At 67.2% G+C, this 24,439-nt stretch carries 20 protein-coding genes, 1 other RNA gene and 2 pseudogenes; 12 read left to right on the forward strand and 11 right to left on the reverse strand.

Annotation, left to right across the window (positions count from 1 at the left end):
- The first annotated feature begins 36 nt into the window (after positions 1-36).
- Complete coding sequence (clpB, locus tag G3N98_RS19390) at positions 37-2,634, forward strand: ATP-dependent chaperone ClpB (protein WP_089425578.1); 2,598 nt, start codon at positions 37-39, stop codon at positions 2,632-2,634.
- Positions 2,635-2,737: 103 nt separating this feature from the next.
- Here clpB and G3N98_RS19395 read toward each other — a convergent pair whose 3' ends face one another.
- Together G3N98_RS19395 and G3N98_RS19400 are read right to left on the reverse strand one after the other, a co-directional pair.
- Complete coding sequence (locus G3N98_RS19395; RefSeq protein ID WP_069248127.1) at positions 2,738-3,175, reverse strand: YidB family protein; 438 nt, start codon at positions 3,173-3,175, stop codon at positions 2,738-2,740.
- A gap of 88 nt (positions 3,176-3,263) precedes the next feature.
- Positions 3,264-3,860 (reverse strand): helix-hairpin-helix domain-containing protein, encoded by a 597-nt coding sequence (locus G3N98_RS19400; protein WP_206148945.1) that lies wholly within the window; start codon positions 3,858-3,860, stop codon positions 3,264-3,266.
- A gap of 275 nt (positions 3,861-4,135) precedes the next feature.
- On the opposite strand from G3N98_RS19400, the gene G3N98_RS19405 reads away from it, so the two are divergent.
- Both G3N98_RS19405 and G3N98_RS19410 read left to right on the forward strand, forming a co-directional pair.
- Complete coding sequence (locus G3N98_RS19405; RefSeq protein WP_089473013.1) at positions 4,136-4,603, forward strand: MerR family transcriptional regulator; 468 nt, start codon at positions 4,136-4,138, stop codon at positions 4,601-4,603.
- Positions 4,587-5,021, forward strand: a complete 435-nt coding sequence (locus tag G3N98_RS19410) for a carboxymuconolactone decarboxylase family protein (protein WP_089473012.1) — start codon at positions 4,587-4,589, stop codon at positions 5,019-5,021. The genes G3N98_RS19405 and G3N98_RS19410 overlap by 17 nt, the downstream gene beginning before the upstream one ends.
- Before the next feature lie 19 nt (positions 5,022-5,040).
- Here G3N98_RS19410 and G3N98_RS19415 read toward each other — a convergent pair whose 3' ends face one another.
- Positions 5,041-6,957: a sigma-54-dependent Fis family transcriptional regulator gene (locus G3N98_RS19415; protein WP_089431168.1), complete on the reverse strand. Its 1,917-nt coding sequence runs from the start codon at positions 6,955-6,957 to the stop codon at positions 5,041-5,043.
- Between the two features lie 529 nt (positions 6,958-7,486).
- Here G3N98_RS19415 and G3N98_RS19420 point away from each other — a divergent pair.
- The 6 genes from G3N98_RS19420 to lipA all read left to right on the forward strand — a co-directional run bounded on the left by G3N98_RS19420 (position 7,487) and on the right by lipA (position 13,588).
- Complete coding sequence (locus G3N98_RS19420; RefSeq protein ID WP_175237190.1) at positions 7,487-8,545, forward strand: NAD(+)/NADH kinase; 1,059 nt, start codon at positions 7,487-7,489, stop codon at positions 8,543-8,545.
- A 58-nt stretch (positions 8,546-8,603) separates the two neighbouring features.
- Entirely contained in the window at positions 8,604-9,380 is a 777-nt protein-coding gene (locus G3N98_RS19425; RefSeq protein WP_175237191.1) for an SDR family NAD(P)-dependent oxidoreductase, read from the forward strand.
- A 77-nt stretch (positions 9,381-9,457) separates the two neighbouring features.
- Positions 9,458-10,441, forward strand: coding sequence for a thiamine pyrophosphate-dependent dehydrogenase E1 component subunit alpha (locus G3N98_RS19430; RefSeq protein WP_089440245.1), 984 nt, complete (start codon positions 9,458-9,460; stop codon positions 10,439-10,441).
- A gap of 54 nt (positions 10,442-10,495) precedes the next feature.
- Positions 10,496-11,500 carry an alpha-ketoacid dehydrogenase subunit beta gene (locus G3N98_RS19435; RefSeq protein ID WP_048021073.1) on the forward strand — a complete coding sequence of 335 codons (1,005 nt, stop codon included), beginning with the start codon at positions 10,496-10,498 and terminating at the stop codon, positions 11,498-11,500.
- Positions 11,501-11,504: 4 nt separating this feature from the next.
- Positions 11,505-12,620 carry an acetoin dehydrogenase dihydrolipoyllysine-residue acetyltransferase subunit gene (locus tag G3N98_RS19440; protein WP_206148946.1) on the forward strand — a complete coding sequence of 372 codons (1,116 nt, stop codon included), beginning with the start codon at positions 11,505-11,507 and terminating at the stop codon, positions 12,618-12,620.
- Between the two features lie 2 nt (positions 12,621-12,622).
- A complete protein-coding gene (gene lipA / locus G3N98_RS19445) occupies positions 12,623-13,588 on the forward strand; it encodes a lipoyl synthase (protein ID WP_206148947.1) in 966 nt (321 codons plus the stop codon).
- An 11-nt stretch (positions 13,589-13,599) separates the two neighbouring features.
- Here the strand turns inward: lipA and G3N98_RS19450 are convergent, their stop codons facing one another.
- The 8 genes from G3N98_RS19450 to trxA form a co-directional block, all read right to left on the reverse strand.
- Complete coding sequence (locus G3N98_RS19450; RefSeq protein WP_089473006.1) at positions 13,600-14,961, reverse strand: MATE family efflux transporter; 1,362 nt, start codon at positions 14,959-14,961, stop codon at positions 13,600-13,602.
- A 2-nt stretch (positions 14,962-14,963) separates the two neighbouring features.
- Positions 14,964-16,796 carry a UDP phosphate-alpha-4-amino-4-deoxy-L-arabinose arabinosyl transferase gene (locus G3N98_RS19455; RefSeq protein WP_089425568.1) on the reverse strand — a complete coding sequence of 611 codons (1,833 nt, stop codon included), beginning with the start codon at positions 16,794-16,796 and terminating at the stop codon, positions 14,964-14,966.
- Between the two features lie 144 nt (positions 16,797-16,940).
- Positions 16,941-17,201, reverse strand: a complete 261-nt coding sequence (locus tag G3N98_RS19460; RefSeq protein ID WP_006753671.1) for a type B 50S ribosomal protein L31 — start codon at positions 17,199-17,201, stop codon at positions 16,941-16,943.
- Positions 17,202-17,358: 157 nt separating this feature from the next.
- Positions 17,359-18,192, reverse strand: coding sequence for a M90 family metallopeptidase (locus G3N98_RS19465; RefSeq protein WP_089456330.1), 834 nt, complete (start codon positions 18,190-18,192; stop codon positions 17,359-17,361).
- A 38-nt stretch (positions 18,193-18,230) separates the two neighbouring features.
- On the reverse strand, positions 18,231-19,787 hold the full coding sequence (locus G3N98_RS19470) for an MFS transporter (RefSeq protein ID WP_206148948.1): 1,557 nt from the start codon (positions 19,785-19,787) through the stop codon (positions 18,231-18,233).
- Positions 19,784-20,284 (reverse strand): MerR family transcriptional regulator, encoded by a 501-nt coding sequence (locus tag G3N98_RS19475; RefSeq protein WP_206148949.1) that lies wholly within the window; start codon positions 20,282-20,284, stop codon positions 19,784-19,786. Before G3N98_RS19475 ends, G3N98_RS19470 begins: the two co-directional genes overlap by 4 nt.
- Positions 20,285-20,416: 132 nt before the next feature.
- Positions 20,417-21,679, reverse strand: coding sequence for a transcription termination factor Rho (rho, locus tag G3N98_RS19480; protein ID WP_006478662.1), 1,263 nt, complete (start codon positions 21,677-21,679; stop codon positions 20,417-20,419).
- A gap of 193 nt (positions 21,680-21,872) precedes the next feature.
- Complete coding sequence (trxA, locus tag G3N98_RS19485; protein ID WP_006402348.1) at positions 21,873-22,199, reverse strand: thioredoxin TrxA; 327 nt, start codon at positions 22,197-22,199, stop codon at positions 21,873-21,875.
- A 403-nt stretch (positions 22,200-22,602) separates the two neighbouring features.
- Here trxA and ffs point away from each other — a divergent pair.
- The 3 genes and pseudogenes from ffs to G3N98_RS19500 form a co-directional block, all read left to right on the forward strand.
- Positions 22,603-22,701, forward strand: an RNA gene (gene ffs, locus G3N98_RS19490) — signal recognition particle sRNA small type.
- Positions 22,702-22,829: 128 nt separating this feature from the next.
- A pseudogene (gene dnaX / locus G3N98_RS19495) lies at positions 22,830-24,320 on the forward strand (DNA polymerase III subunit gamma/tau); the annotation flags it as partial.
- A pseudogene (locus G3N98_RS19500) lies at positions 24,308-24,436 on the forward strand (toxin-antitoxin system HicB family antitoxin); the annotation flags it as partial. The pseudogenes dnaX and G3N98_RS19500, both read left to right, overlap by 13 nt.
- Positions 24,437-24,439 lie beyond the last annotated feature (3 nt).

A 24,439-nucleotide genomic window follows, 5' to 3' on the forward strand; every position in this document is an offset into this window, starting at 1 on the left:
TCTTGGTGGTAATCGAAAATTGGAGGTCTCGACTAAATGAGAATCGACAAGCTCACCACCAAGTTCCAGGAAGCACTCGCGGACGCGCAAAGCCTCGCGGCAGGCCGCGACAATCAATACATCGAACCCGTTCACGTTCTCGCGGCGCTGGTCGCGCAGCAGGACGGTTCCGCCCGCTCGCTGATGTCGCGCGCGGGCGTTCACATTCAGGCGCTGCAAGGCGCGCTGAACGAGGCCATCTCGCGCCTGCCGCAAGTGACGGGCACGGGCGGCGACATCCAGATCGGCCGTGAACTGGCCGGGCTGCTGAACCAGGCCGACAAGGAAGCGCAGAAGCTCAACGACACGTTCATCGCGAGCGAGATGTTCCTGCTCGCCGTGTCCGACGACAAGGGCGATGCCGGCAAGCTCGCCCGCCAGCACGGCCTCACGCGCAAGGCGCTCGAAGCCGCGATCGCCGCGGTGCGCGGCGGCTCGCAGGTGCACAGCCAGGACGCGGAAAGCCAGCGCGAGGCGCTGAAGAAATACACGGTCGACCTGACCGAGCGCGCCCGTGCGGGCAAGCTCGATCCGGTGATCGGCCGCGACGACGAAATCCGCCGTTCGATCCAGATCCTGCAGCGCCGCACCAAGAACAACCCGGTGCTGATCGGCGAGCCGGGCGTCGGCAAGACGGCGATCGTCGAAGGGCTCGCGCAGCGGATCGTCAACGGCGAAGTGCCCGAGACGCTGAAGGGCAAGCGCGTGCTGTCGCTCGACATGGCCGCACTGCTCGCCGGCGCGAAATATCGCGGCGAATTCGAGGAGCGCCTGAAGGCGGTGCTCAACGACATCGCGAAGGACGAAGGCCAGACAATCGTCTTCATCGACGAAATCCACACGATGGTCGGCGCGGGCAAGGCCGAAGGCGCGATGGATGCGGGCAACATGCTGAAGCCGGCGCTGTCGCGCGGCGAGCTGCACTGCATCGGCGCGACCACGCTCGACGAATACCGCAAGTACATCGAGAAGGATGCCGCGCTCGAGCGCCGCTTCCAGAAGGTGCTCGTCGACGAGCCGAGCGTCGAGGCGACGATCGCGATCCTGCGCGGGCTGCAGGAGAAGTACGAACTGCACCACGGTGTGGACATCACCGACCCGGCGATCGTCGCCGCGGCCGAGCTGTCGCACCGCTACATCACCGACCGTTTCCTGCCGGACAAGGCCATCGACCTGATCGACGAAGCGGCTTCGAAGATCAAGATGGAAATCGATTCGAAGCCCGAAGAGATGGACAAGCTCGACCGCCGCCTGATCCAGCTGAAGATCGAACGCGAAGCCGTGAAGAAGGAGCAGGACGAAGCGTCGCAGAAGCGCCTGCAGCTGATCGAGGAAGAGATCGAGCGTCTCGGCCGCGAATATGCGGACCTCGAGGAAATCTGGACCGCCGAGAAGGCCGCGGTGCAGGGCAGCGCGCAGCTGAAGGAAGAGATCGAGAAGGTGCGGGCGGACATCGCGCGGCTGCAGCGTGACGGCAAGCTGGAGAAGGTTGCCGAGCTGCAGTACGGCAAGCTGCCGCAGCTCGAGGCGCAGCTGAAGCAGGTCACGCAGGCCGAAGAGCAGGAGCAGCACAACCCGACGCGGCCGCGCCTGTTGCGCACGCAGGTTGGCGCCGAGGAAATCGCGGAAGTCGTGTCGCGTTCGACCGGGATTCCGGTGTCGCGGATGATGCAGGGCGAACGCGAGAAGCTGCTGCACATCGAGGAAAAGCTGCACGAGCGCGTGGTCGGCCAGGACGAGGCGATCAGCGCGGTGGCCGACGCGATCCGTCGTTCGCGCGCCGGTCTCGCCGATCCGAACCGTCCGTACGGCTCGTTCCTGTTCCTCGGCCCGACCGGTGTCGGCAAGACCGAGCTGTGCAAGGCGCTGGCATCGTTCCTGTTCGACTCGGAAGAGCACCTGATCCGCATCGACATGAGCGAGTTCATGGAGAAGCACAGCGTCGCGCGGTTGATCGGCGCGCCGCCGGGCTATGTCGGCTACGAGGAAGGCGGCTACCTGACGGAAGCCGTGCGCCGCAAGCCGTACAGCGTGATCCTGCTCGACGAGATCGAGAAGGCGCATCCGGACGTGTTCAACGTGCTGCTGCAGGTGCTCGACGACGGCCGCATGACGGACGGGCAGGGACGCACGGTCGACTTCAAGAACACGGTGATCGTGATGACGTCGAACCTCGGCTCGCAGGTCATCCAGGCGATGACGGGTGCGCCGCAGGAAGAGATCAAGGACGCCGTGTGGCTCGAGGTGAAGCAGCATTTCCGCCCCGAGTTCCTGAACCGGATCGACGACGTCGTCGTGTTCCATGCGCTCGACCGCAGCAACATCGAGTCGATCGCGAAGATCCAGCTCGCACGCCTGCACGACCGGCTCGCGAAGCTCGACATGGCGCTCGACGTGTCGCCGGCGGCGCTCGAACAGATCGCGAAGGTCGGCTACGACCCGGTGTTCGGTGCGCGGCCGCTGAAGCGCGCGATCCAGCAGGAGATCGAGAACCCGGTCGCGAAGCTCATCCTCGCGGGCCGCTTCGGTCCGAAGGACGTGATCCCGGTCGACGTCAACGACGGCCAGTTCGTGTTCGACCGCGTCGTTCACTGATCGCAGGCCTTCGGCCGCCGCCCGGTTCGCGCCGGGCGCGCATAAACAAACACCCCGCCTCGGCGGGGTGTTTGTTTATGGCGCGTCGCAACGACGCAGCGCGTCAGCCCTGCTTGTTGCCGCCGAACATGCCGGCGATCTGCGACAGCGAGCCGAGCACATTCGACGGGTCGACCTGTGCCTGGCCATCGGCCGGCACTGCACCGTCCGGCGTCGCATGGTTGACGACGTGCGGCAGCACCTGCGCGAGGACGGTCGAGGCCATCGACGGATCGACACCGAACTTGCTCGCGAGCGCACCGATCGCGTCCGAGCCGAGCACGTTCTGCAGTGTGTCCGGCGAGATCGGCTGGTTCTGGCCGGTGCCGACCCACGAGCCGATGATGTCGCCGGCGCCGCCGGCCTTGAACTTCTCGATCAGGCCATTCAGGCCGCCCGGCTGGTTGTTGATGAATTCGAGCGCGGTCGTGATCAGCGCGCTTTGCGAGTTGCCGCCGGCCTGGCCGCCGAGCAGACCGCCAACGATGTCGAGGAGACCCATGGTTCTTCACCTTTACCGATAAGGGCGCCACGCCGTGGGCGCCCGTTGAACGAATGCCGCGCGCACGCCGTCGCGCGCGCGGCGCACATCAGGCGCCCGACGCCGCGGCGGCGGAGGCTGCCTTGTCCTTCTTGCTTTTCTTCTTCGAACCCTTCGTCGCTTTTGCCGACGACGCTGCGGCCGGTGCGCTCGCACCCGCATCGGCGGATGCCGCCGCTGCTGCGGCTGCTTTTTCCTTCTTCGTCATGCGCTTGGCCTTGGCCGGCTTCGCCGTATCCGGCGCGCTTGCCGCCGGTGCCGGCGCGGTGGCCGTCGTGCCGGCCGTCGCGGTCGTGGACGGCGACGCCGTGCCTGCCGACGTCGTAGCCGATGTCGTCGCGGCCGGCTTCGACAGCTTCACGCCCTTCGGCGGCGTCGATGCGCCACCGATCGTCAGGCCGTTTTCCTCGAGATGCCCGACCGACTTCGTGCCGAGGCCCTTGACGCGATTAGCGAGATCGTCCGCGTCCTTGAACGGGCCGTTCTTGGTGCGTTCGTCGATGATCGCCTTCGACTTCACGGGCCCGAGACCCTTCACGGACTCGAGCGCGGCCTGGTCAGCCGTGTTGACTTCGACGGCCGCGGCAAGGCCTGCGGCGAGCGACAGCGACAGCGCGACGAACAGCATCAGCAGCTTTTTCAGCATGGCAAAGGCTCCCTGGTTCTGACGGATGAATGGCTGTTGCAACGGACGGCGGCGTGACGCCCGGCCGGGCGTCGCCGTTAAGCATAGGACAAATGCGTGCCCTTTTTAAGACAGGCTGACCGAATCTTGCTGAAGGCTTGCGGTGCTGTAAAGACCAAAACCTGCGCCGGGCGGCGGTTTTGACCATTCTTTACGGTGTCGCCGATGATCGTCGTACTGGCTGTTCGATAGCGCTTGACTTAGAGTGAACTCTAACTCCTAACCTTGTTCCTGCCATGTCGAAAACCGTAACCCAACCTTCCTCTGCCCCCGCCGGCCCGCTGACGATCGGCCAGGTCGCCGAAATGACCGGCCTGTCGACGCATACGCTGCGGTACTACGAGCAGGCCGGCCTGCTGCGCGCGATTTCGCGCACGGCGGCCGGGCACCGGCTCTATGCACCGGCCGACCTCGACTGGCTGGCCTTCGTGATGCGCCTGAAGGCGACCGGCATGCCGATCGCGCAGATGCAGGCGTTCGCGGCGCTGCGCGCGCAAGGCGAGTCGACCTTCGGTGCGCGGCGCAGCCTGCTCGTCGCACATCACGAGGCAGTGCGCGCGCATATCGCGGAGCTGCAGGCGAGCCTCGATGTGATCAGTGACAAGATCGTGAACTATGAGGCACAGGAGCGGGAGATGGCACGACGGGCAAGACCTTCTCACTCTCTCTCGGAACAGGACGGACACAATGGAACGACTCGTTGAAGACCGCTACACGCGTGGCTGGAACAAACTGAAGGAAATCGACGGCGAAGTGGGCGAGCGCGTGATCGCGGCGCTCGCGCCGATCGCGCCGGACTTCGGGCGGCTCCTGGTCGAATTCAGTTTCGGCGACATCTACAGCCGGCCGCAGCTCGACCTGAAAGCGCGCGAGATCGCGACGATCGCGGCGCTGGCCGCGCTCGGCAATGCGCAACCGCAGCTGAAGGTGCATATCGAGGCCGCGCTGAACGTCGGCTGCACGCGCGACGAGATCGTCGAGGTGTTCATGCAGATGGCCGTGTACGCGGGGATGCCGGCCGCGCTCAACGCGCTGTTCGCCGCGCATGAAGTGTTCACGCGGCGCGATGAGGCGGCCGGTAACGCGGCAGATGCGAACGAAGCAGCCGTGCAGCCCGCATGACGAAGCGCGCGTCGGCGCGTCACGCGCGGTGCGGCGCGACGATCCGGTGCTTCGCGATGCGCCGGTACAGCGTCGCGCGCGAGATGCCGAGCGCCTGCGCGGCCGCGTCCGGCCGCCAGCGATGCGCGGTGAGCGCCGCGACGATGCGGCCGCGTTCGTCGTCGGGCAGCGTGCCGGGTACGACGCCGCCGAGTTGCGCGGCGATCTCGGCCGGCAGATCTCGCCGCGTCACGCGCGCGGCGTCGCACACCGCGCACGCATAGCGCAGCACGTTGCGCAATTGCCGCACGTTGCCGGGCCACGGATACGCGGCGAGCTGTTCGGCGAGCGTCGCATCGAGCGTCAGCACGTGGCCGGTGGCCTGCGCTTCCTCGGCGAACACGGCGGCGATCACGTCGCGCACGTCGGCACGCTCGCGCAGCGGCGGCAGTTCGAACGTCGCGCCGCTCAGCCGGTAGTACAGGTCCTCGCGGAACGTGCCGTCGGCCACCATGCGTGCGAGATCGCGGTGCGTCGCGCAGATCACGTCGAGATCGACGCGCACGGGCGTATCGCTGCCGAGCGGCACGACTTCGCCATCGGCGAGCACGCGCAACAGGCGCGTCTGCAGCGCGAGCGGCATGTCGCCGATTTCATCGAGGAACAGCGTGCCGCCGTCGGCGAGCGCGATCTTGCCGCGTGCGCCATGCTTGCGTGCGCCGGTGAACGCGCCGGCCGCATAGCCGAACAGTTCGCTCTCGATCAGCGCTTCCGGCAGCGCGCCGCAGTTGACCGCGACGAACGGCCGCGCACGCCGCGCGCCGGCATCGTGGATCGCACGCGCGAATACTTCCTTCCCCGCACCGGTTTCGCCGAGCACGAGAATCGGCAGCCGCTTGCTTGCGACACGCAGCGCGAGTTCGGCCTGCTGCGCGATATGCGCATCGCTGCTGTGCAGAAACGGCGTCAGCGCGCCGACGTGGCGTTGTGCGCTTCCCGGGCGGCGCGAGGCCGTGCCGGGTTCGCGGCCGGTGCGTCGTAGCGGCGCACGCAGCCGCGCATAGAGCGGCGCACCGGTCGCGCGCAGCCGCAGCGCGACGATCGCATCGAGCCGCGCGGCATCGCGCAGCGGCATCTCGGTCGCATCGAAGATCTCGTCGATATGGCGCGGTTCGCGCAGCGCCGGCAGCGCGTCGCGCGCCTGCCGGTTCGCGGCGACGATGTTGCCGCATTCGTCGAACGCGATCAGCCACTCGGGTTGCGCTTCGACGTAGTGACGATTCGGATGCCCGAACAGGATCCAGTGCTGCGTGGTGCTGTGCACGAAGTAGCCGTCCTCGATCAGCGCCGCGCTCTGCCGCACGAGCTGATAGACGAGACGCTGGCTGTCGCGGCCGTCGGGCGAATGAACGGCCGACGCGTCGAGCACGCCGATCAGCTCGCCGCCCGGCGAGAAGATCGGCGCCGCGCTGCAGGTGAGCGTCGTGAACGCCGCGCGAAAGTGATCCGTCTTGTGCACGGTGATCGGCGCGAGATCGGTCAGTACGTTCGCGACGCCACAGGTGCCTTCCTCGCTTTCCGACCAGCACGAGCCGATGTGCAGGCCCGCATGGCGGAAGTCGTTGCGGCGCTCGCGGTCGATCCGGTAGTCGATCGTCACGCCGTGCGCGTCGGTCAGCATCACGCAGTAGTCGGCGACGCGGATCATGTCGTGCAGCCGCGTCAGGCACTGGCCCGACGCGCGCAGGAAGGCCTCCTCCTTGTCGCGTACTTCGCGCAGCTCGGCCGCGGTCAGCACGCGCGGGCCGATCGACGAAGCGGGGTCGAGGCTGTAACGCTCCAGCGACCGCTGCCACGACGACACGAGGCGCGTGGAGTCGGCCGGCGCGGGCAGGCGTCCGGCGAGCGCGCCGAGCACGCGGTCGGCGTGCTGGGCCTGAGGGACGGCGTAGGGCATGGTCGGCTCCGGTTCCGTACGGCGGGGATGCGATGTTCTTGTAGCACATCCCGTTCGACGGATCACATTGCATCGCAGCACGCGGCGAGCCTGAGACGTTCGTCTCACGGTATCGCGGGCTGTCTCGTGTCGTTGAGACGCGTGCGTGTGCGACAGGCGGAGATCGTCCGGCATGACGCGGCCTGCGCGGCGCCGCGATATGGCGGGGTTTGCGGGCAGGGCGGTGCGCTTGCACCGGCGTCGCGGCGGCCGTTTCGTCGTATCGACGCTGTGAGACGAGCGGGCCGAATGGCCGCGCGCGCCGTGCTTCCCGCGGCGATTCCGGCACACCGGCATTCCCGTCGCGTCAGCATTCACAAGGGTTTCACGTTCATCGCACGCAGGGTGGCACGCCGCTTGCAGAGATCACGGGCAAGTCGGCGCGGTCGCGTCGACGACGATCCGCCGCCCGGCGATGGCAGCGGACGAGACAGGCAGAGCCGCGGCACGCCAACGCACCGCGGCCGGCCAACTGGATGGAGACGAACCCGTGACGATGCCCGTTACCGTCGGCGTGATCGCGAACCCCGCATCGGGGCGCGACATCCGCCGCCTCACGACGCATGCCTCCGTGTTTCCGACGGCGGAGAAGGCAAACATGATCGTGCGCCTGCTGGCCGGCCTCGGCGCGATGGGCGTCGAGCGCGTGCTGACGCTGCGCGACCGGACGGGCATCGCGACGCTGCTGCTGCGTGCGCTCGACACGCACCGTGCGGTCGCGCCGCACGAGCGCTGGCCCGAGGTCGAATTCGTCGACCTGCCGATCACCGATACCGTCGCCGACACCCAGGCCGGCGCCGCGTACCTGCACCGGATGGAAGTCGCGCTGATCGTCGTGCTCGGCGGCGACGGCACCCATCGTGCGGTTGCCGCGCACTGCGGCGCGACGCCGCTCGTCGCGCTGTCCACCGGCACCAACAACGCATTTCCCGAACATCGTGAAGCCACGGTCGCCGGCGTCGCGGCAGGACTCGCCGCGACCGGCGCGGTGCCGGCCGAAGTCGCGTTCACGCGCAACAAGCGGCTCGTCGTGCGCTGCGTGGCGGGCGCGCAGCCGGGGCGCGAGGAGATCGCGCTCGTCGACGTGTGCGCCGCGCGGCAGCGCTTCATCGGCGCCCGCGCGATCTCGGGGGCCGACGACATCGATTCGCTGTACCTGACATTCGCGGAACCGGACGGGATCGGCCTGTCCGCGCTCGGCGGCGCGTGGGCGCCGCTCGAACGCAGCGCGCCGCACGGGCTTGCGATGCGCTTCGCGGCCGAAGGCAAGACGGCCGGCACGCCGCTCGTCGCGCCGATTGCACCGGGCCGCGTGGACCGCGTCGTGATGCGCAGTTGCGAGCGGCTCGAGCCGGGTGCGTGGCAGGCGATTCCGTTCGAACACGGCACGCTCGCGTTCGACGGCGAGCGCGAGATCGAGGTCGCGCGCGGCGATCGCTACGAGATCTCGCTCGACTGGCGCGGGCCGTTGACGGTCGACGTCGGGCGCACGCTGCGCTACGCGTCGTCACGCCAGCTGCTGCGCGATGCCGGCGAGTGGCGCTATTGAGCAATGTTTTACCGAGTGACATTTCGACATCCATAACGATCGACAAGGAGACATCGCCATGACAGCCCCACTCGAAGGACAGGTCGCCATCGTCACCGGCGGCGCGCGCGGCATCGGCCGCGGCATTGCCCTGACGCTTGCCGGCGCGGGCGCCGACATCCTGCTGGCCGACCTGCTCGACGACGCACTCGACGCCACCGCGCGCGAGGTACGCGCGCTCGGCCGCCGGGCGGCGGTTGCGAAGGTCGACGTCACGCAGGCCGCGCAGGTCGACGCGATGGTTGCGCAGGCGCTCGCCGACCTCGGCCGGCTCGACATCCTCGTGAACTGCGCGGGCGTGATCAGCATTCATCCGGTCGACGAACTGACCGAGCGCGACTGGGATTTCGTGATGGACGTGAACGCGAAGGGCACGTTCCTCGGCTGCCGGGCGGCGCTCGCGCCGCTGAAGGCGCAGGGCCGCGGCCGGATCATCAACGTCGCGTCGATCGCCGGCAAGGAGGGTTTTCCGAATCTCGCGCATTACAGCGCATCGAAATTCGCGGTCGTCGGCTTCACGAACGCGCTTGCGAAGGAGGTCGCGCGCGACGGCGTGACCGTCAACGCGATCTGCCCCGGCATCGTGCGGACGTATATGTGGGACCGGCTGTCCGACGAATGGAAGACCGACGGCGAATCGGTCGAGGAATCGTGGCAGCGGCACCAGTTGACGCTGATTCCGCAGGGCCGCGCGCAGACGCCGGAGGACATGGGCCGGCTCGCGCTGTTCTTCGCGACGATGGACAACGTGACGGGCCAGGCCGTGAACGTCGACGGCGGCTTCACGTTCCACTGACGGCCGCCGGCCGTGTAATCCGTCGCCGCGGCCCGGCCGCGGCGGCATTCGCAGTCAGACCTACTCAGGAGACACACATGACCGCTTCGACACAGCTCAGCAGGGACAAACTGCTGGACGCCTACCGGCTGATGCGCACGATCCGCGAATTCGAGGAGCGCCTGCACGTCGAATTCGCGACCGGCGAGATTCCCGGCTTCGTTCACCTGTATGCGGGCGAGGAGGCGTCCGCGGTCGGCACGATACTGCACCTCGGGCTCGACGACTACGTCGCGACCACGCACCGCGGCCACGGGCATTGCATCGCGAAGGGCGTCGACGTGCACGGGATGATGGCCGAGATCTACGGCAAGAAGACGGGCGTCTGCCACGGCAAGGGCGGCTCGATGCACATCGCCGACCTGTCGATGGGGATGCTCGGCGCGAACGGGATCGTCGGCGCGGGCGGCCCGCTTGTCTGCGGCGCCGCGCTCGCCGCGAAGCACAGGAAGACCGGCGGCGTCGGCGTGTGCTTCTTCGGCGACGGCGCATCGAACCAGGGCGTGATCTTCGAATCGATGAACCTCGCGTCGGTGTGGCGGCTGCCCGCGATTTTCGTGGCCGAGAACAACGGCTATGCGGAGGCGACGTCGTCGAGCTGGTCGGTCGCGACCGACAACATCGCCGATCGCGCGAACGGGTTCGGGATGCCGGGCGTGATCGTCGACGGCTTCGACTTCTTCGCGGTACATGAAGCGCTCGGCGAAGCCGTCGAACGCGCGCGCAACGGCGGCGGCCCGACGCTCGTCGAGGTGAAATTCACACGCTATTTCGGCCACTTCGAAGGCGATGCGCAAACCTATCGCGCACCGGGGGAAGTGCAGAAGCTGCGCGACGAGAAGGACTGCCTGAAGCATTTCGAAACGCGCGTCGTGCGGGCCGAAGCGCTGACGACCGCCGACCTGCGCGCGGTCGATGCGCAGGTGAAGGCGCTGATCGACGATGCGGTCGCGCAGGCCAAGGCCGCGCCGGTACCCGACGCCGCCGACCTGCTGACCGACGTCTACGTGTCGTACCCGTGAGCGCGGCCTGATACCGCGGCCGGCACGGCGAACCGAACATTCCAGGAGACAGACATGGCAAGGAAGATCACTTATTCGCAGGCGATCAACGAAGCGCTCGCGCAGGAAATGGCGCGCGACGACAGCGTGATCGTGATGGGCGAGGATAATGCGGGCGGCGCGGGCGCGCCGGGCGAGGACGACGCGTGGGGCGGCGTGCTCGGCGTGACGAAGGGGCTGTTCCACAAGTTTCCGGGCCGCGTGCTCGATACGCCGCTGTCGGAGGGCGGCTACATCGGCGCGGCGGTCGGTGCTGCCGCGTGCGGGATGCGGCCCGTCGCGGAGCTGATGTTCATCGATTTCATGGGCGTGTGCTTCGACCAGATCTTCAACCAGGCCGCCAAGTTCCGCTACATGTTCGGCGGCAAGGCCGTGACGCCCGTCGTGATCCGCGCGATGTACGGCGCAGGCCTTCGCGCGGCCGCGCAGCATTCGCAGATGCTCACGTCGCTGTTCACGCACATTCCTGGGCTGAAGGTCGTGTGCCCGTCGACGCCGTACGACGCGAAGGGGCTGCTGATCCAGGCGATCCGCGACAACGATCCCGTGATCTTCCTCGAACACAAGCTGCTTTATACCCGCGAAGGCGACGTGCCGGAGGAGTCCTATGCGATTCCGTTCGGCGAAGCGAACGTGATGCGCGACGGCGACGACGCGACGATCGTCACGTACGGCCGGATGGTGCATCTCGCGATGGACGCGGCCGCGAAGCTCGCGAAGGACGGGATCCAGGTCGACGTGATCGACCTGCGCACGACGTCGCCGCTCGACGAGGAAACGATCCTCGAAAGCGCGGAGCGCACCGGGCGCGTGGTCGTGGTTGACGAAGCGAACCCGCGCTGCTCGATCGCGACCGATATCGCCGCGCTCGTCGCGCAGCGCGCATTCCACGCGCTGAAGGCGCCGATCGAGCTCGTGACCGCGCCGCATACGCCCGCGCCGTTCGCGAGCGTGCTGGAAGACCTGTATATCCCGTCCGCCGATGCAATTGCGCAGGCGGTCCTGAAGACGAGGAGCTGACACGATGTCGATTCACATGATCACGATGCCCAAGTGGGGGCTGTCGATGGAGCAGGGGCAGGTCAACGGCTGGCTGAAGGCGCTCGGCGAACGCGTCACGAAGGGCGACGAAGTGCTCGACGTCGAGACCGACAAGATCTCGTCGGGTGTCGAATGCGCGTTCGACGGCACGCTGCGCCGGCAGGTCGCGCAGGAAGGCGAGACGCTGCCGGTCGGCGCGCTGCTCGGCGTCGTCGCGGCCGCCGACGCGAGCGATGCCGACATCGACGCGGCGATCGCCGAATTCCAGCGCGATTTCGTGCCGAGCGCGGCGTCCGACGAAGCCGCGGGCCCGCAGCCCGAGAAGGCGCAGATCGGCGGCCGGACGGTGCGCTTCCTGAAGCTCGGCGAAGGCAGCGGCACGCCCGCCGTGCTGATCCACGGCTTCGGCGGCGATCTCAACAACTGGCTGTTCAATCACGCCGATCTCGCCGCGCACCGGCCTGTGTGGGCGCTCGACCTGCCCGGTCACGGCGAGTCGGGCAAGGCGGTCGAGACGGGCAGCCTCGATGAGCTGGCCGACGCAGTGCTCGCGCTGCTCGATGCGAACGGCATCGACCAAGCCCACCTGATCGGCCATTCGATGGGCGGTGCGGTCGCGATGGCGGCGGCCGAGCGCGCGCCGCAACGTGTCGCGTCGCTGACGCTGATCGCGAGCGCGGGGCTCGGCACCGACATCAACCGCGCTTACATCGACGGCTTCGTCGCCGGGAACAGCCGCAACACGCTGAAGCCGCATCTCGGCGCGCTGTTCGCGGACAACGCGCTGGTCACGCGGCAGCTCGTCGAGGATCTCGTCAAGTACAAGCGGCTCGAAGGCGTGCAGGCCGCACTGGAGAAGATCGCGCACGCCGCGTTCGACGGTGCCGCGCAGCGGCGCGTGTTCCGCGACCGGCTCGCGACGCTTGCGCCGCGCACGCTCGTGATCTGGGGCGAGCACGACCAGGTGATCCCGGCGCAGCACGCGCAGGGCTTGCCTGACGGCGTGCGTGCCGAGGTGATCGCCGGCAGCGGGCACATGGTGCAGATGGAGGCGGCCGCCGACGTGAACCGCCTGATCGTCGCGTTTCTCGGAGACTGACGATGGCCGCCGCGCTCGAACGACCCAGCCTTACCGCGCTCGGCCAGCCGGGCGCGAGAAGCCGTGACAAGCTCGCGCGCATTCCGGTGCGCGTCGAGCCCGCGGCCGGTGCGGCGTTGCCGAAGCCGCCGTGGCTGCGCGCGCGGCCGATGATGAGCGCGGCGGTCGCCGACATGGCGGCCGTGCTGCGCGATCATCGGCTGCATTCCGTCTGCGAGGAGGCGATGTGCCCGAACATCGGCGAATGCTTCGCGCAGCGCACGGCGACCTTCATGATCATGGGCGGCCTGTGCACGCGGCGCTGCCCGTTCTGCGACGTCGCGCACGGCCGTCCCGAACCGCTCGATGCCGACGAGCCCGCGCGGCTGGCCGATGCGGCAGCGGCGCTCGGGCTGCGCTACGTCGTGATCACGTCGGTCGATCGTGACGACCTGCGCGACGGCGGCGCCGCGCATTTCGCCGCATGCATCGCGGCGGTGCGCGCGAGCGTGCCGGGCATCGGCGTCGAAGTGCTGACACCGGACTTCCGCGGCCGCGTGGCCCGCGCACTCGATGCACTGTCGACGGCCTGGCCCGACGTGTTCAACCACAACATCGAGACGGTGCCGTCGCTGTATCGCGCGGCGCGGCCGGGCGCCGACTATCGCGGCTCGCTCGAACTGCTCGCGCAGGCGAAGCACGCACGGCCGGAGTTGGTGACGAAATCGGGGTTGATGCTGGGCCTTGGCGAGTGCGACGACGAAGTGCGCGACACGCTGCGCGACCTGCGTGCGCATGACGTCGACGTGCTGACGCTCGGCCAGTATCTCGCGCCGTCCGCGCACCATCTGCCCGTGCGGCGCTACGTGAGCCCCGACGCATTTGCCGCGTGGCGCGACGAGGCGCTGTTGCTCGGTTTCAGGGAAGTCGTCGCCGGCCCGCTGGTGCGGTCGTCGTATCACGCGGCCGACGTGCTGGAGGAGACGTAGCGGGCGGCGCGTCAGGCGGACGTGGAAGCAGCGGCGTGCGCACGACTGACGCGGCGCAGGTACAGCACGAGCCCGGCGCCCGCGAGCATCAGGCTGATCGTGTTCGCGAACCAGAAGCCGCGCGCGCCGGTCAGCCATGCGGGCGCGATGCCGCCCACGTCGAAACCGAGCGCGTAGCCGCCGCTGAGCCCGACGCCCCACAGCGCGACCGCATAGATCACGGTCGGCACGACCGCGACCTTGTAGGCGCGCAGCACGAACGCCGACGTGACCTGCAGCGCATCGAAGACGTGGTAGCACGCGACGATCGCGACGAGCGGCATCGCGGCCGCGGCGACGGCCGGGTTCGGCGTATAGCCGCCGATGATCAGCGGGCGCAGCACGAACACGAGCAGGCCGTAGGTCGCGGCGATGCCGCACGCGAAGATCACGCTGTGCCGGCCGAGCAGCCGGGCTTCCTCGGGCCGTCCGGCGCCGAGCGCGCGCGCGACCAGCGTCGACGCCGCCACGCCGATCGACAGCGGCGTCATGTACAGCACCGCGCCGATGTTGCCGGCGATCTGGTGGCCGGCGAGCGTCGTCGTGCCGAACTGCGCGATGAACAGCGCCATGCACGTGTACGACGTGACCTCGATCAGGTACGACAGGCCCATCGGCACGCCGAGTTTCAGGATCGCCTTCTGGCGCTCCCAGACCGGCCAGCAGAAGCGCGAAAAGATCGCGAGCGGCGCGAACACGTCGAGCTTCGCGAGCAGCGTGTAGCCGATCAGCGCGAGTGCCCAGTTGATCAGCGTGCTCGCGAGCCCGCAGCCGGGGCCGCCGAGGGCCGGCACGCCGAACCCGCCGAAGATGAACCACACGTTGAGCGGGAACTTGAGCAGCAGCGCGCCGATCTGCAGGATCATCGCGAGGCGCGGCTTGCCGGCCGCGTTGGTCAGCGCGTTGTAGATGCGGAAGACGAGGCTGGCGGGCAGCCCGTACGACAGGATGCGCAGATAGTCGACGGTGCGGTCGTGCAGCGCGGCAGGCGTGTGCGCGACGCGCAGCAGCGGTTCGGGAAAATGCAGCAGGAGAAAGCCGGGCACCGCGAGCAGCAGCGCGAGCCACAGCGCCTGGCGCACTTCCTCGCCGATCTCGGCATAGCGCCGCGCGCCGTACAGCTGCCCGGTGATCGGCTGCAGTGCGGACAGGATGCCCGTCAGGCCGATATAGATCGAAATGTAGATCGACGAACCGAGCCCGAGCGCGGCGAGATCGACGGCCGAGTAGCGCCCGACCATCGCGGTGTCGATCACGCCGAACGCGATGATCGCGAGCTGGCCGACGAGCACCGGCCATGCGAGACCGACGATCCGGCGGATGTCGCCAAACATCGTCAATCGGCCGGCTGGCGGCGCGGCGGACGCCGCTTGACAGGCGTCTTCGGCCGTTCGATGCGCTCGTACAGGCGGAAGCGCTCGTCACGGTCGGCGGCGCGGCGGCCTTCCCACACGAGACGCCACACGTATTGCGACATCGAGCTCGGCTCGCCGAAGTCCGAGCGGTCCTGGCGCAGGATCACGTCGCAGTCGCCGGAGAAATCGAAGCGCATGTTGCCGAAATACGCGAAGGTCGCGATCTGCGCGTCACCGAGCCGTACCGGCGAGATGCACTCGTAGTCGGACGGCAGGTGCACCGCGATCTGCTGCGCGACGTCGCGATAGGTCCGGCCGTAGTTGACGATCGGCAGCCACAGCGTCATCAGCAGCACCCACATCAGCGTGGTGCCCGCACCCGACAGCACGACGCTGCGCCACAGCACCTTCGGCTGCCGCGAGATGCGCCAGCGCACCAGGAAGCACCAGCACACGGTGGCGATCACCGCGCAGATGAACGACAGGATCTTGAAGTGCGGCTCGTAGCCGGGCACGAGGCGGGCGAGGTTGCGCGCGAGCGGATGCGGGAAGCCCGTGATCGAGGCGAGCCACACGAGCCACACGAAGGTGCCGAGGATCGTGAAGCTCAGCACCGCGAACCAGTCGATCGCGTTGATCGCGCCGCGCTTGAGGGTCGGCAGCGCGAACGTCGCGAGCACCGCGAGCGGCGGCAGCAGCAGCATGTACATGCGGTTCGACTGCTGGCTCTGCAGGATCACGAGCGCGACGAGCGGCACGGCGACCGACAGCGGAATCGCGACGTGCGCACGGCGGCGCATGCCGGCCCAGCTCCACCATGCCCAGATCGCGAGCGGCCACGCGGGCCACGTGAACAGCGGCAGGTTCTTCGCCGCATAGCCGAGCACCGCGGTCGGCGGGCCCGAAAAGCGCATCAGGCTGCCGTGGATCCACTGGTTGAAGAACCACGCGGCATCGTCGGGCGCCGCGACGAACGCGGCCAGCGGCCACAGCGCGAAGATCGCTGCCGCGAGCGGCACGCCGACCAGCGGCAGGCGCAGGTTGCGCATCTCGGGCGTGACGAGCCACAGCACGGCCGTGCCGGCGAGCAGCGCGACGACCAGCACCGGATTGCCGGACAGCGCGACGAGGCCCATCGCGAGGCCCCACCACAGCGCGCCCTGCATCGGCTTGTCGATGCCGCGCACGATCCCGTAGACGAGCATCGCGATCCACGCGAACTGCGCGAGTTGCGGCGTCGTTTCGTGCCCGCGCTCCGCGAGGCCGAAGCAGGCGACGAGCACCAGCAGCGCGCCGTCGGCGAGCGTGCGGCCGTAGTCGCGCGGCTCGGGCTCGCCGCCGAATGCGTATTTGAACGGCTGGACTTCGGCACGCCGGCCGAGCAGGTAGGCCGCGTACCAGACGAATGCACACGCGACGCAGAACAGCACGCCGGTATCGACGCGCGACGCGTTGCTTGCGTCGACCCACGGGCCGAGGCCGCGGATCGACAGCGCGCCGAGCCAGTAGCCGAGCGGGCCGTCGGTCGTGATGAACTTGCCGACCAGGTTCGGCAGCAGCCAGTCGTGCCAGCCGCCCTTGGCCATCGTCCACATCACGCCAAAGCCTGCCGCGTCCTCGTTCTTCCACGGGTCGCGGCCGAACAGGCCGAACGCGGCGTAGACGAAGCAGAGCGTGAGCAGCAGCCAGCGCGGTAGCGCGCGCGTGGCGGAGGCGGTGAGACGGACGACAGGCTTCATGCAGATGAGCGATTTGTTATGGGCGGGTGGCCGGCGCGGATGCGCGCGGTCGAGCCGGTTTCGAGCATCCGGCATTGTAGACGCGCCCGCTGTTGCGCGTCAGGTCGATGCCCGGGCGCCGGCTGGCGCCTGCCGGGCGAGCAGAGACAAAAAAGGGCAGCCTGGGCTGCCCTTTTGTGCGGTACCGGTGCAATGCAACCACCGGATGCAGTGCGAAGCTTACTTCGCCTTGCCGCTGGCGCGAACGCCGAACTTGTTCTTGAACTTCTCGACACGGCCTGCCGTGTCCATGATCTTTTGCTGACCCGTGTAGAACGAGTGCGATTCCGACGACACTTCGATCTTGGCGAGCGGGTAGGTCTTGCCGTCGAGTTCGATGTTTTCGCGCGTCTGGATCGTCGAGCGCGTGATGAACTTGAAGCCGTTCGACATGTCTTGGAAGACGACTTCGCGGTAGTTCGGGTGGATGCCTTCTTTCATGGTCTTTCCTTGGTGAGAGCGGTAGCCAACCCGCCGCTTGCCGTGCCGGAACGCGCACATTGCGCAAACCAGACGACGCCAAGCCCGGCGCGAGCCACTTGCCTAAGGTCGAAAAACGGCGATTATGCCAGAAAATCAGATGGTTGACGAATAATTTTCACGGTGCGTCGAGCGCGCCGGTGCCGGCCGGATCCTGCCGGTAGTAGCGCGCGAGCAGCCGGTACAACTCCGGAAATTCGGACTCGAACGCTTTCGGCCGGACGAACAGCGCTTCACTGCATACCGCGAAGAATTCCGACGGGTGGTCGGCGGCATAGGGATCGATCAGCGAGTCCCGCTCGAAGCGCGCCCACGCACGGTCCGGCACCGCGTCGACGCGCGCGCAGAACTGGTCGTACGCGTGCTCGAACACGTCGGCCCAGGCCTGCGCATCGAGGTGCGGCGCGTGCCAGCGGCGAAATAGGGGCGGATAGCCATCGGCCGCGCCGTTGACCATGTCGATCTTGTGCGCGAACTCGTGGATCACGACGTTGTACGCGTCGTGGCCGTCCGTCATCTGCGCGTCTTCCCAGGACAGGATCACGGGGCCGCCTTCCCAGGCCTCGCCGCTCGCATCCTGCTCGACTTCGTGCACGACCCCGTCCTCGTCCTGCACCGTCTTGCGGATCACGAATTCGCCCGGATACACGACGACGCCGACCCAGCCGTCATACAGCGACAGGTCGAGATTCAGCACGGGCAGGCAGGCCTGCGCGGCGATCGAGACGATCATCGCGTCGGTCAACTCGAGCCCGTGCGCGGTCGAGAACGATTTCTTCGCGACGAACAGGCTCGTCAGTTCGCGCAGCCGGCCGAGCGCGTCGGGCGGCAGTGCCGCGAGGAACGGCAGGCGCTCGACGGTGTCCTGCCACAGCGCGTCGGGAATCGGGTGGCTGCGCAGCGCGCGGTCGCGGCGGCGGTCGTCGAACCAGCGGGTCAGTTTCGAGAGCATGAAGGCGGCTCGCGGAAATCCAAAGCCTGTCTTTTAACTCAATCGATCTCTTTTTGCCATGCCGCAAAAAGGCCACCGACGAGCGCCACGCCCGCCAGGAAGTAAAAGCCGTCGAGCGACGCGAGGAACGACGCCTGTTGCGCGACCATGCGCGCGATCGACGCGATCGCGAGGCCGTGCGCCTCGTTCAACGCGTGGCCGGCGGCGGCATAGCTGCGCGTCAATGCATCGACGGTCTGCTGGAACAGCGGGTCGAACACGTTGGCACGCTCGACGAGCCGCGTCTGGTGCACGGCCACGCGGTGCTGTTCGACGATGATCACCGACGACGTCGCGAACGAGATCGTCAGTTGCCGCACGATGTTCTTCAGCCGGTAGCCGTGCGTATATTCGTCGATCGCGAAGATCCGGAACGTCAGGTTGGCCACCGGCAGCACGATGAAGAGCAGCAGCAATCCGCGCAGCAGCAGCGGGACGATCAGCGCGGCTTCGCCGACCTGCGGCGTCATCCGCGTCATCCACAGCGCGGCCGTGATCGCGATCGCGAACCCCGGCACGACGAACCACTTCTTGTGCGTGACGAATTTCGCGTAACGCAGGTACGCGAACAGCGCGGTGGCCGAAATCAGCGACATCGTGCCCACCAGCCGCCCGGCGTTCTCTACCGGGTAGCCGAGCCCGCTTTCGAGAAAGCGCGACGTCAGGTAACTGAAGCCCGTCGACTCGTAGTAATAGAACATGTAGAGCAGCAGCCCGACCTGGAACGTCCGTTCGCGGAACGCGTGCAGGCGCACGAGCGGCGTCGGATGATGCCACTGGTGATACGCGAACCACGCAAGCGCGCCGATCCCCGCGATCGTCAGCAGGATCAGCATCGGCGAGCCGCTGTAGAGCTGGTAATGCACCTGCTGCAGCACGATCTGCAGCGCACCTTGCGCGAGCGCGAACACGACATACGGCCAGAAGTGTCCGGAGCCGCGTTCGTCGTCGGGTGTCCGGCCCGAATCGGGCAACGTGAGCATCGCGAGGATCGCGAACGCGATGCCGGCCGGCGCCGAGCACGCGAACAGCGCGCGCCACGTCGAATGTGCGACGAGCAGGCCGCCCACAATTGGCGCGAGCGCGCTGCCGAGCAGGATCATGATCAGGAACGCCCGTGTCGCGGGCGGCCGTTCCTGCGGCTTGAAGCTGATCTGGATCAGGATCCGGCACGCGCCCATCATCGGGCCGATGAAATAGCCCTGAAAGCCGCGCGCGAACGCGAGTTCGAGCGACGTGTCGGCGAGCGCGGCCGCGATCGCGCCGAACGAGAACATCAGCATGCAGCCGGCGACGTAGCGGCGATGGCCGAGCCGGTCGACCCACCATTGCTGCTGCAGGATGCCGAGCACGGCCGTGACCGCGTAGGCGCTCGACGACCACACGAGTTCATCGGGCGATGCGTTGATGCCGCCCGCGATGTAGCTCGCGAAGAACGAGAAGATCGCGTTGTCGAAGTAGTCGATGCCGGTGACGAGCGCGAGCGCCCACGGGAACAGGTCCGCGCGCAGGTTCGCGCGGCTCCACAGCGGCGAGCGACCGGGCATCGCGCTCACTCGCGCGCCTTGCGCGTGCGCCGCGTGCCGGCTTCGGCCTGCCGCTGCGCGATCAGCGCATCGGCGTTTTCGCCGGCAAGACGCCGTTCGACGTAGTCGATGTCGTGCTGCAGTTCCTTGCGCAGTGCGACGGCTTCCTTCAGTTCGCGCTGGACGGCCGCGATCCGCCGGTCGAGCATGTCGACCTGCTCGGCCAGGCCGGTGCGGATGTCGCGCAGCGACGCGTCCGAATAGCGGCGCCGGCCGTCGCCCGTTTCTTCCAGCGGGCGCTTCAGCATCTCGGTGATGCCGTGCAGCGAGAAACCGAGCGCGCGCAGCCGCAGGATGCGTGAGAAGCGCTCGAGATCGGCCTCGTCGTAGAGGCGGTAGCGGCCTTCGCTGCGTGACGGCGTGACGAGCCCGCGCTCCTCGTAATACTTCAGCGTGCGCGGCGTGACGCCGAGCCGTGACGCCGCATCGCTCACGGTCAGCAGCGGAGTGGAGGTGTCATTCGGCATCGGGAGGAGGATGGGATTCGGGCGATGACGCGATTATAGATCAACCTGTACGTTCACGTTCAGGTTGATACCGAAAAACGGCCGCCGGGCAGGATGCGCGGGCGGCCGTCTTTTGGGTGCGGGGCGGGGCGATTATCCGCCGCGGCGCATCAGGTCGAAGAACTCGGAGTTGCTCTTCGTCTGGCGGATCTTGTCGAGCAGGAATTCCATCGCTTCGACTTCGTCCATGTCGTGGATGAACTTGCGCAGCACCCAGATCTTCTGAAGGATCTCGGGCTTGATCAGCATTTCTTCGCGACGCGTGCCCGACTTGTTCAGGTTGATCGACGGATACACGCGCTTTTCCGCGAGGCGGCGCTCGAGGTGCACTTCCATGTTGCCGGTGCCCTTGAACTCTTCGTAGATCACGTCGTCCATGCGGCTGCCGGTTTCGATCAGCGCGGTGCCGATGATCGTCAGCGAACCGCCTTCCTCGATGTTGCGCGCCGCGCCGAAGAAGCGCTTCGGACGTTGCAGTGCGTTCGCGTCGACACCACCCGTCAGCACCTTGCCCGATGCCGGGATCACGGTGTTGTACGCGCGTGCGAGACGCGTGATCGAGTCGAGCAGAATCACGACGTCGTGCTTCATTTCGACGAGGCGCTTGGCCTTCTCGATCACCATTTCGGCGACCTGGACGTGGCGCGTGGCCGGTTCGTCGAACGTCGATGCGATCACTTCGCCGGCGACCGAGCGCTGCATTTCGGTCACTTCTTCAGGGCGCTCGTCGATCAGCAGCACGAACAGGATCACGTCCGGGTGGTTCTGCTTGATCGCGTGGGCGATGTGCTGGAGCATCACGGTCTTGCCCGACTTCGGCGATGCGACGAGCAGGCCGCGCTGGCCCTTGCCGATCGGCGCGATCATGTCGATGATGCGGCCCGTGACGTTTTCCTCGCCGCGCATTTCGCGTTCGAGCGACAGCGGCTTGTTCGGGTGCAGCGGCGTGAGGTTCTCGAACATGATCTTGTGTTTCGAGGCCTCGGGCGGCTGCCCGTTGACTTTGTCGACCTTCACCAGCGCGAAGTAGCGCTCGCCGTCCTTCGGCGTGCGGACTTCACCTTCGATGGTGTCGCCGGTGTGCAGGTTGAAGCGGCGGATCTGCGACGGGCTGATGTAGATGTCGTCGGTGCTCGCGAGGTACGACATTTCCGGCGAGCGCAGGAAGCCGAAGCCGTCCGGCAGCACTTCGAGCGTACCGTCGCCGAAGATCGTCTCACCCGTCTTGGCGCGCTTTTTGAGAATGGCGAACATCAACTCCTGCTTGCGCAGGCGGTTCGCGTTTTCGATCTCCAGGCCATTGGCCATTTCGATCAGTTCGGAGACGTGCAGAGACTTGAGCTCGGATAAATGCATACGGAGAACCCGCCAGGGAGGAGACGACGAAAGAAATAAAGGGAGGAGGGCGAGCGGAAGCGCTCAGAGACTTAAATGCGTCTTGTAGACGTTTTTTAATTCTAGCATAGGCCGATTCGCGCTTGAGCGAGCGATCGGCGGCTTGTCGACGGACGTGTTGCCGGCTGACAACACGTCCGCGGAACTGCCTGTATTACAGGTGGCTGTCCAGGAATGCGGTGAGCTGCGACTTCGACAGCGCGCCGACCTTCTGCGCGGCGGCCGCGCCGTTCTTGAACAGGATCAGCGTCGGGATGCCGCGCACGCCGAACTTCGCAGGCGTTGCCTGGTTGTCGTCGACGTTGATCTTCGCGATCTGCAGCTTGTCGCCGTAGTCCTTCGCGACTTCATCCAGGATCGGGGCGATCATTTTGCACGGGCCGCACCATTCGGCCCAGAAATCGACGAGCACGGGCTTGTCGGATTTGACGACGTCCTGTTCGAACGATGCGTCGCTGATGTGTTTGATCTGTTCGCTCATTGGGTCAATACCTCTTACGGTTCGGGGACTGCCTGCTTGCGCGTTGCAGCGTACCGGCCGCCGTTGGGGGCCGGCCGCTGCGGCAGGTCACTCCACTCTCCGGAAAGGAGGCGTGTAAGCGCTGCATGCCGCGGCTCGCGGGTCGTTCGGGCGTCATATTAGCCTAAATTGCTATCTGCTGCGGGCGGCGATAGTAGCCGCTACGCGAGTAGGGGTACGACGCGGCGTTCGACCGTTGTGTCCAGCAGGTGGAGGCCGGCTCGCAAATTACAAGGGGCGGACGCGCAGGTCATTCGCGTCGGGTGGACTGCATGGCCCGATGCGCGTCGGTTTGTCGGGTCATATTCGCATTGATGCGAACAAACGGTCGCATTCATCCGGAAGCGGTGATAGAATATGCCGTGACGGGCCTCCTCGCATGGTGGGGCGGTGAACCTGGTCAGGTCGGGAACGAAGCAGCCACAATCGTTTTCCGCCAGTGCCGAGGGTTGGGCTCGTCACCTTCCATCTCGCCCCGTTCGCCGGGCGTTTTTTATTTCTGCACCCCGCTCCGTTTTACCTGCGCGTTTGCCTGTCTTCCGCACCGTTTCGCGTGTCGGCGCGACGCAGCGTTACTGATACAATTTCCCGATGACCTATCAAGTTCTCGCACGCAAGTGGCGTCCGAAGGATTTCGCTTCGCTCGTCGGCCAGGAGCACGTCGTCAGGGCGCTTACGCACGCGCTCGACGGCGGGCGTCTCCATCACGCCTATCTGTTTACCGGAACCCGCGGTGTCGGCAAGACGACGCTGTCGCGGATCTTCGCCAAGGCGCTCAATTGTGAAACCGGCATCACGTCGCAGCCGTGCGGCGTGTGTCGCGCCTGTCGCGAAATCGACGAAGGGCGTTTCGTCGATTACGTCGAGATGGATGCCGCGAGCAACCGCGGTGTCGACGAAATGGCCGCGCTGCTCGAGCGCGCGGTGTACGCGCCCGTCGATGCGCGCTTCAAGGTCTACATGATCGACGAAGTGCACATGCTGACGAATCACGCGTTCAACGCGATGCTGAAGACGCTCGAGGAGCCGCCGCCGCACGTCAAGTTCATTCTCGCGACTACCGATCCGCAGAAGATCCCCGTCACCGTGCTGTCGCGCTGCCTGCAGTTCAACCTGAAGCAGATGCCGGCCGGGCACATCGTGTCGCATCTCGAACGGATCCTCGGCGAAGAGCAGATCACGTTCGAGCCGCAGGCGCTGCGCCTGCTCGCGCGCGCCGCGCAGGGCAGCATGCGCGATGCGCTGTCGCTCACCGACCAGGCGATCGCCTATTCGGCGAACGAGGTGACCGAGTCGGCCGTGTCGGGCATGCTCGGCGCGCTCGACCAGACTTACATGGTGCGTCTGCTCGACGCGCTCGCCGCAGGCGGCGGCCCGGAAATCCTCGCGATTGCCGATGAGATGTCGCTGCGCAGCCTGTCGTTCTCGACCGCGCTGCAGGATCTCGCGAGCCTGCTGCATCGCATCGCGTGGGCGCAGTTCGCACCGGGCTCGGTGCTCGACGAATGGCCCGAAGCGGGCGACCTGCGCCGCTTCGCCGAGACGCTGAGCCCCGAGCAGGTCCAGTTGTTCTATCAGATCGCGACGGTCGGTCGCGCCGAGCTCGGCCTGGCGCCGGACGAGTACGCCGGTTTCACGATGACGCTGCTGCGGATGCTTGCGTTCGAGCCGGCGGTTGCCGCCGGCAGTGCGCCGGTCGGCCAGCCGTCCGCGCCGCGTGCGGTGCCGGGCCCGCGCGTTGCGGCGGCATCGGCCGCTGCGGCGAAGCCGGTATCGGCTGCACCTGCCGAAGCAGTGCGGTCGCAGGCTATTGCCCCGGCAGCGCCCGCGGCACCGGTTGTGCGTGCGGCGCCGGTGCAGTCCGGCGACGAAACAGACCGGCCGGCCGTGAAACCGGCTGCCGTCGAAGCTGCCGCGCCGGCCCCGGTTGACGCGCCAGTCATCGAAACGCCGCAGCCGCAGACGGCCGCAGCACCGCAAGCGGAGCCGGCCGGCGATCTCCCGACGCCTGTCCGCAAGGAACCCGAGCCGCCTGCTGCCGTTGCGCAGCGAAGTGACGAGCCGGCTGCGCCGGCCGAACCTATAGCGGTGAATTCAAGGTCCGCATTCCGCCGCAGGCTCACCGCGCGCTGGTGATCCAGGCCGCCGAACAAGGCGTCAGCCTGAACCGTCTCGCCAGCGCCAAGCTCTGCGCGTAACCA

The sequence above is a fragment of the Burkholderia sp. Tr-20390 genome (assembly GCF_017104595.1).
Taxonomy (GTDB): Bacteria; Pseudomonadota; Gammaproteobacteria; order Burkholderiales; family Burkholderiaceae; genus Burkholderia.